This window comes from Dietzia cercidiphylli (assembly GCF_014145145.1).
Classification (GTDB): Bacteria; Actinomycetota; Actinomycetes; order Mycobacteriales; family Mycobacteriaceae; genus Dietzia; species Dietzia natronolimnaea.
Window position 1 is genome coordinate 1 of record NZ_JAALEA010000127.1, and the last position, 7,000, is coordinate 7,000.

At 70.9% G+C, this 7,000-nt stretch carries 8 protein-coding genes; 3 read left to right on the top strand and 5 right to left on the bottom strand.

The window, feature by feature from the left end:
- Nucleotides 1-1,166 (top strand): serine hydrolase domain-containing protein (locus G6028_RS05310; protein ID WP_182658258.1); only part of this gene is annotated, 1,166 nt, incomplete at its 5' end.
- 13 nt (nucleotides 1,167-1,179) lie between these two features.
- Here the strand turns inward: G6028_RS05310 and G6028_RS05315 are convergent.
- The 3 genes from G6028_RS05315 to G6028_RS05325 all read right to left on the bottom strand — a co-directional run bounded on the left by G6028_RS05315 (nucleotide 1,180) and on the right by G6028_RS05325 (nucleotide 4,580).
- Complete coding sequence (locus G6028_RS05315) at nucleotides 1,180-2,442, bottom strand: deoxyguanosinetriphosphate triphosphohydrolase (protein ID WP_179524975.1); 1,263 nt, start codon at nucleotides 2,440-2,442, stop codon at nucleotides 1,180-1,182.
- A 72-nt stretch (nucleotides 2,443-2,514) separates the two neighbouring features.
- A complete protein-coding gene (locus G6028_RS05320; protein ID WP_182616829.1) occupies nucleotides 2,515-3,132 on the bottom strand; it encodes an ElyC/SanA/YdcF family protein in 618 nt (205 codons plus the stop codon).
- Between the two features lie 53 nt (nucleotides 3,133-3,185).
- Complete coding sequence (locus G6028_RS05325) at nucleotides 3,186-4,580, bottom strand: glycine--tRNA ligase (RefSeq protein WP_182658259.1); 1,395 nt, start codon at nucleotides 4,578-4,580, stop codon at nucleotides 3,186-3,188.
- Between the two features lie 179 nt (nucleotides 4,581-4,759).
- Between G6028_RS05325 and G6028_RS05330 the strand changes: the two genes are divergently transcribed.
- Together G6028_RS05330 and G6028_RS05335 are read left to right on the top strand one after the other, a co-directional pair.
- Nucleotides 4,760-5,131: an ArsR/SmtB family transcription factor gene (locus tag G6028_RS05330; RefSeq protein ID WP_194306843.1), complete on the top strand. Its 372-nt coding sequence runs from the start codon at nucleotides 4,760-4,762 to the stop codon at nucleotides 5,129-5,131.
- Between the two features lie 4 nt (nucleotides 5,132-5,135).
- Complete coding sequence (locus tag G6028_RS05335) at nucleotides 5,136-5,573, top strand: Fur family transcriptional regulator (RefSeq protein ID WP_182658260.1); 438 nt, start codon at nucleotides 5,136-5,138, stop codon at nucleotides 5,571-5,573.
- 40 nt (nucleotides 5,574-5,613) lie between these two features.
- Here G6028_RS05335 and G6028_RS05340 read toward each other — a convergent pair whose 3' ends face one another.
- Entirely contained in the window at nucleotides 5,614-6,381 is a 768-nt protein-coding gene (locus G6028_RS05340; RefSeq protein WP_179524971.1) for an isoprenyl transferase, read from the bottom strand.
- 31 nt (nucleotides 6,382-6,412) lie between these two features.
- Nucleotides 6,413-7,000, bottom strand: a 588-nt coding sequence (gene recO, locus G6028_RS05345; protein ID WP_182658261.1) for a DNA repair protein RecO, incomplete at its 5' end; no start/stop codon positions are given.

The window sequence follows — 7,000 nt, forward strand, 5'->3', positions numbered from 1 at the left end:
ACCTGCCGCCCAACCCGCTGGTGCCGTTGCTGCGCACGGAGATCGACGACTCCGAGGGGTGGGCGCGTTCCTCCGTCCTGGGCATCGCCTTTGCCCAGCAGGCCTGGGCCTCCGAGTACGGGTGCGCGGTGGGCGAGGGCCGCGCGGCGGGCTCCGAGCACACCTCCCTCGTCGGGTCCCAGGAGGACCGCCCCGAGGGCATCGGCCTGCCGCAGGCCACCGACGTACCGGCCGAGGTCGGTGCGGCACTCGACCGGGCCGCCGGCCAGGAGGGCACGCGCGGCCTCGTCGCGGTCCACCGCGGTGAGATCCTCGACGAGTGGTACGCCGACGGCTTCGGTCCGGACACCCGGCAGCTCGGGTGGTCCATGGCCAAGAGCGTGGCGGCCACCCTGGTCGGGCGCGCGCAGCAGGAGTTCCCGGAGGCCGACCTCGACCCGGCGGACACGAACCTGCGCCCCGAGTGGACCGACGAGCGGGCGCAGATCTCCCTCGACGACCTGCTGCGCATGACCTCCGGGCTGGAGTGGGACGAGGACTACGACCTCGGCACCCCCATCACGCAGATGCTGTTCGCCGAGCCGGACATGGCCGCGTTCGCCGCCGCCCAACCGCTCGCCCACGAGCCCGGGACCGTCCGTCAGTACTCGTCGGGCACCACCAACATCGTGTGCGACCTGCTGCACGAGCGCACCGGCCTCGGGCCCGAGATGGCCGATCGGCTGCTGTTCGACCCGCTCGGGATGACCAGCGCGGTACTCGAGGCCGACGCCTCCGGCCGGTCGGTGTGCAGCTCGTATTTGTGGGCCACGCCGCGGGACTGGGCGCGGTTCGGGCAGTTCACGCTGGATGACGGCGAGGTGGACGGTCGCCGCCTGCTCCCCGCCGGATGGATGGACTACGCGACGAGCGTCGTCCCGGCCGGCGGTGAGCCCGAGCCCTACGGCGCGCAGTGGTGGACCAACGACGCCGGTGACGGCACCCCGCTGCGTCTTCCCGGGATTCCCGCGGACGCCTACTGGGCCTCGGGGCACGACGGGCAGTACATCGTGGTGGTCCCGTCGGCCGATCTCGTGGTGGTGCGGACCGGGTTCTCCCCCGGTGGGTCCATCGGCGCGCTCGGCATCGAGGACCTGGTCGGCGACCTCACCCGGGCCGTGGGTTGAGCCGGCTTACTGCTCAGCCCCAGGCCGCCTGGATGCCGGCGCTCGCCCGGTCGATCCGCTCGAGGCGGCTCTCGGTGTAGAGGGCCACCTGGTCCACGATCACGCGCATCCGGGCCGCGTCGTCCGGGGCCGCGTCCCACAGCGGGCGCAGTACCGCGTCGAGTCCGGCCGGCGCCGAGTGCGCCAGGTACTCGGCCACCCGGTGGATACGGTCGCGTTGACGATCCTGCCGGGCCCGGTGCCCCGGGTCGCTCATCACGTACCGCACGGCCATGGTCTTGAGCATCACGACCTCGGCCTCCACGTGCAGCGGCACCTCGAGGTCGGCGCTGTACCGCCCGTGCGGCGTCTCCCCGTGCACCTCGCGGGTGGTGTGGATGGCGGGCATGACGAACCGCCCGACCAACTCGCTGGTCAGCGCCTTGAGGGCGACCGCTCCCGCGAAGGACTCCTCGAACGGCTGGACGGCGCGGACCGCGTCGAGCGCGCCGAGCCGCCCGGCCGCCTCGCGCAGCTGGTCGGCGTCGGGTCCCCGGAACTCGCGTGCGCCCAGCTCGGCCAGCGCCGCGACCTCCGACGGGTCGGTCAACGACCGCAGGTCCAGCCTGCCCGCCACGATCGCGTCCTCCACGTCGTGGACCGAATAGGCCACGTCATCGGAGAAGTCCATGATCTGCGCTTCCAGGCAGCGTGTGTCCCCGGGCGCGCCCACGCGGATCCAGGCGAGCGTGTCCGCGTCGTCGGGATAGGCGCCGAACTTCCTGGTGCCCTCCCGCGGCAGCCACGGGTACTTGGTGGCCGCGTCCAGCGCGGCCCGGGTGAGGTCCAGTCCGACCCCGCGCCCGTCGGCGTCGACGACCTTGGGTTCCAGCCGCGTGAGGATCCTGATCGTCTGGGCGTTGCCCTCGTATCCCCCGAACCCTCTCGCGACCTCGTCGAGAGCGCGCTCACCGTTGTGCCCGTAGGGCGGGTGTCCGATGTCGTGGCTCAACCCCGCCAGGTCGGCGAGGTCGGGGTCGCAGCCGAGGCCGGCGGCGATGCTGCGGGAGATCTGCGCGACCTCGAGTGAGTGCGTGAGGCGGGTCCGTGGGGTGTCGCCGTCCCCGGGCCCGACCACCTGCGTCTTGTCGGCGAGCCGTCTCAGGGCCGCCGAGTGCAGGACCCGGGCGCGATCCCTCTCGAACGGGCTGCGCTCACTCGCCGTCCCCTGCGCCCGGGCGGGTCCCCCGCCCACCCGACGCTCGGCGTCTGCGGCGTCGTACGCGTACCCCGTCATGCGCGTCTCCTGTCGGGCGAGTGCGCCCCGTCGTCGTCGTCCCGGTGCGGCCGGGCCGGTGGTGTCTGCGGATCAGCCCGGGAAATCCACGTCGGTGCCGGCGATCCGGTGGTACTGGTACCAGAGCACCGCGCCGGTCTCACGGATGATGCTGAGAACCTGGTTCTCCCGGGTCCAGACTGCGGGACCCTGTCGGGTCGGCGACGTCCACGCGTCCAGTCCGGCGTCCCGGGCCATCATCCGCGCCCGGTACGAGTGCGTGGGGTCGCTGACCAGCACCACGGAACCACCGCCCTGGTCACGCACGGTCAGGGCCACGGCGTCCAGACTGCCGACGGTGTTGGACCCGGTCTCGACCGCCAGGATCGCGGTGGGCGGCACCCCCAGCGTGGCCAGGTAGGCGCGACCCGCACCGGCCTCGGTGAACCGGTCCCCCGGCTGATTACCGCCGACCGTGATGATCTGGGGGGCGACACCCTCCTCGTACAGGGTGGCGGCGTGATCGAGTCGCGACTGGAAGACCGGGGTGGGGACGCCGTCGTACTGGGCCGCTCCCAGGACGACGATCGCGTCCGCCGCCGTGCGGTCGTCCACCCGCGCCACGTGCCACACACGGAACGCGATGAATCCGGGGACGATGAGGCACAGCAGCAGTGCGATGACCAGGAGCCATCCGATGGCCCTGGACACCGCCCGCAGCGGGGACCGGGATCTGTTCACCCGACCAGTGTGCCAGCGCGCGGTCAGCAGCCGATGAGCCGCTGCGCGAGGTACCCCTCGACCTGGTCGATGGCCACCCGCTCCTGCGCCATGGTGTCCCGCTCACGGATGGTCACGGCCTGGTCCTCGAGAGTGTCGAAGTCCACGGTGATGCAGAACGGCGTGCCGATCTCGTCGTGGCGGCGGTAGCGTCGGCCGATCGCCTGCGCGTCATCGAAGTCCACGTTCCAGCTCTTGCGTAGCTGCGCGGCCAGATCCCGCGCCTTGGGCGAGAGGTCGGCGTTCCGCGAGAGCGGCAGCACGGCCGCCTTGAACGGCGACAGGCGCCGGTCGAGCTTGAGGACCGTGCGGGTGTCGACGCCGCCCTTGGAGTTGGGTGCCTCGTCCTCGGTGTAGGCGTCGATGAGGAACGCCATCAGCGACCGGGTCAGCCCGAAGCTCGGCTCGATGACATACGGCACGTACTTCTCGCCCGAGGCCTGGTCGCGGTACTGCAGGTCCTCACCGGAGTGGGTCTGGTGCTGGGTGAGGTCGTAGTCCGTGCGGTTGGCGATGCCCATCAGCTCGCCCCAACCGCTGCCCGAGAACCCGAAGTTGTACTCGAAATCGATCGTGCCGGCCGAGTAGTGGGCACGCTCGTCGTCCGGGACGTCGAAACGGCGCATGTTCTCCGGGTTGATCCCCAGGTCCACGAACCAGTCCCAGCAGTCCTCGACCCACCGCTTGAACCACTCGTCGGCCTCGTCGGGCTTGGTGAAGAACTCGATCTCCATCTGCTCGAACTCGCGGGTCCGGAAGATGAAGTTGCCGGGGGTGATCTCGTTGCGGAACGCCTTGCCGATCTGACCGATACCGAACGGCGGCTTACGCCGGGCGCTGGTCATGACGTTCTTGTAGTTGACGAAGATGCCCTGGGCGGTCTCGGGACGGAGGTAGTGCAGGCCCGTCTCGTTGTCCACGGGGCCGAGGAAGGTCTTCATCAGTCCCGAGAACAGCTGCGGCTCGGTCCAACGGCCCCTGGTGCCGCAGTTGGGACACGCGATCTCGGCCATGGGCACATCGGCCGGGCTGTCCAGCTTCTTCTTGGCCGCATGGGCCTCCTGCAGGTGGTCCTGGCGCAGGCGGGTGTGGCATGACTGGCACTCGACGAGCGGATCGGTGAAGGTCTCGACGTGGCCGGAGGCCTCCCACACCTTGCGGGGCAGGATGATCGACGAATCCAGTCCCACGACGTCCTCGCGGCCGGTGACGAAGGTCCGCCACCACTGCTTCTTGATGTTGTCCTTGAGCTCCACGCCCAGCGGACCGTAGTCCCACGCCGAACGGGTTCCGCCGTAGATCTCGCCACACTGGTACACCAGTCCCCGGCGCTTGCAGAGGTTGACGACTGAGTCGATGACGGACGCTGAGGATGCCACGTCGGGGGTTCTCCCTTTGGTGAGTCGGTTGACGGAGGTGTCGGGGTGGACGCCCTCGGCGCGGGCCGGCGCCCGCGGCACTTCCCACCAGGGTATCCGGTCGACCCCGGCGGTCTGGGATACTGGGGTCCCCCACCCGACACGGCGCCGGTTCCCACCGCGCCCGGAAGGTTGCGCCAATGGCATCCGGACCCGAGTCCCCGGCCGACCCCGGGTCTGCCGCGGACATCCACGACCCCGGCCCCCACGCCGACCCCGTGCCGCTGCCCCCTCAGCACGTGGTCTCGGCCGCGGGCGAGCTGCTCCGTGCGCTGTCGGCGCCGTTGCGAATCGCGATCGTCCTACAGTTGCGCGAGGGGCCGCGTTGCGTCCACGAGTTGGTGGACGCCCTGGAGGTCGCCCAGCCGCTGGTGAGTCAGCATCTCCGGGTACTCAAGTCGTCCAACGTCGTCTCCGCACACCGGCGGGGACGCGAGATCCGGTACGAGTTGCTCGACGACCATCTGTTGCACATCGTCGAGGCGGCCGTCGGGCACGCCGGGGAGGAGTAGGGACATGGACACACCAGGCAAGCCGATCGGCGTGCGCTCGACCCGTCAACGCAGTGCCATCTCCGCGCTGCTCGACGAGTCCAAGGGGTTCCGCTCAGCCCAGGACCTCCACGCCGAACTCCGCGACCGCGGCGACGCGATCGGCCTGACCACCGTCTACCGGACCCTGCAGTCGATGTCCGACGCCGGTGCGGTCGACGTGCTGCGCACCGACTCCGGGGAGCTGATCTTCCGGAAGTGCTCCGATTCGCACCATCATCACCTGGTGTGCCGGGTGTGCGGGTTCACGGTGGAGGTCGAGGAACCGGGTGTCGAGACGTGGGCGCACCGTGCCGGCGGGGCCCACGGCTTCACAGAGGTGACCCACACCGTCGAACTGTTCGGCCTCTGCGCGGCGTGTGTCGCCGCCCGGGGTGGCGAGCAGGCGGGTCCGGTCGACTGACTCGGGACTACGCCGACGGACGCGCCGCCCGGTCCGCAGCTCAGATCCCGTTCACTCCCCCGAATCGCCGATCCCTCTCGGCGTACTCGAGGCACGCCGCCCACAGGTCGCGGCGGTCGAAGTCGGGGAACAGCGTGTCCTGGAAGACGAACTCGGCATAGGCGCTCTGCCACAGCAGGAAGTTGGAGGTGCGGAGCTCACCGGACGGTCGCAGGAATAGGTCGACGTCCGGCATGTCCGGCTCGTCGAGGTAGCGGGAGAAGTTCTCCTCCGTCAGGTCGTCGGCCGAGACCTCCCCGGCGGCGACACGACGCGCGAAGTCCCGCGCGGCGTCGACGATCTCCGCACGGCCGCCGTAGTTGACGCACATCGCCAACGTCATGACCGTGTTGTCCCGGGTGAGTTCCTCGGCCTCCTCGAGCTCGGAGATCACCGACTTCCACAACTTGGGGCGTCGACCGGCCCAGCGGACCCGCACCCCCAACTCGTGCATCTCGTCGCGGCGGCGGCGCAGCACGTCCCGGTTGAAGCCCATGAGGAAGCGCACCTCCTCGGGGCTGCGCTTCCAGTTCTCCGTGGAGAAGGCGTAGGCGGACAGGTACGGGACACCGATCTCGATGCACCCCTGGACCACGTCCATGAGTACCGCCTCACCCTGCTTGTGGCCCTCGGTCCGGGGCAGGCCCCGCTCCTGGGCCCAGCGTCCGTTGCCGTCCATCACCAGTGCGACGTGGCGCGGCACGAACTCCGACGGGATCGCGGGCGGCCGCTCCCCCGACGGGTGCGGGGTGGGCGGCCGTACGGTCACCGGCGCTGCGCCGTCCCTCGACGGGGTGCGCTTACGGAATCTGGGTAGTCCGGGCACGGGACTCCTCCACGGGTTCGTCGGGAACGGGTTCGGCGGGACGAGGCCCGTCGGGAGCGGGCACTGCGGGGACGGGTGCTGCGGGGACGGGTTCTGCTGGAATGGGCACTGCGGTAGCGGGCGCTGCGGAGACGGGGTCTACCGTCCCGCGGTCGACGAGGGGCAGGCTGCGCAGGTCACGCTCGAGATGCCACTGCAGGTGCGCGGCGGCGATGCCGGAGGCCTGGCGGACCACGGCAGGCGACGAGCCGACCACGGCCTCCCACTCCCCGGCCAGCAGCGCCGACAGGTGCTCGGTCACGCCGGGTGTGAGCATCGCACAGCCCTGCGGCCGGCAGTGCACGCACACCGTACCGCCGGAGGCCACGTGGAACGCCCGGTGCGGGCCCACCACGCCGCAGCTCACACAGCAGTCCAGGACCGGCTCCCAACCGGACGCCGCCATGGCGCGCAGGAGGAACGCGTCGGCGACCAGCCCGGGCGGGCGACGGTGTTCGGCCAGGGAGCGCAGGGCGCCGACGGCGAGGCCGAGCAGCCTCGGAGTGGGGGCGCCGTCCTCCCC

Excerpts from the sequence above, each read along its gene's own strand:
- G6028_RS05315 (WP_179524975.1), bottom strand. The coding sequence starts at position 2,442 with ATGACGGGGTACGCGTACGACGCCGCAGACGCCGAGCGTCGGGTGGGC.
- G6028_RS05330 (WP_194306843.1), top strand. The coding sequence starts at position 4,760 with ATGGCATCCGGACCCGAGTCCCCGGCCGACCCCGGGTCTGCCGCGGAC.
- G6028_RS05335 (WP_182658260.1), top strand. The coding sequence starts at position 5,136 with ATGGACACACCAGGCAAGCCGATCGGCGTGCGCTCGACCCGTCAACGC.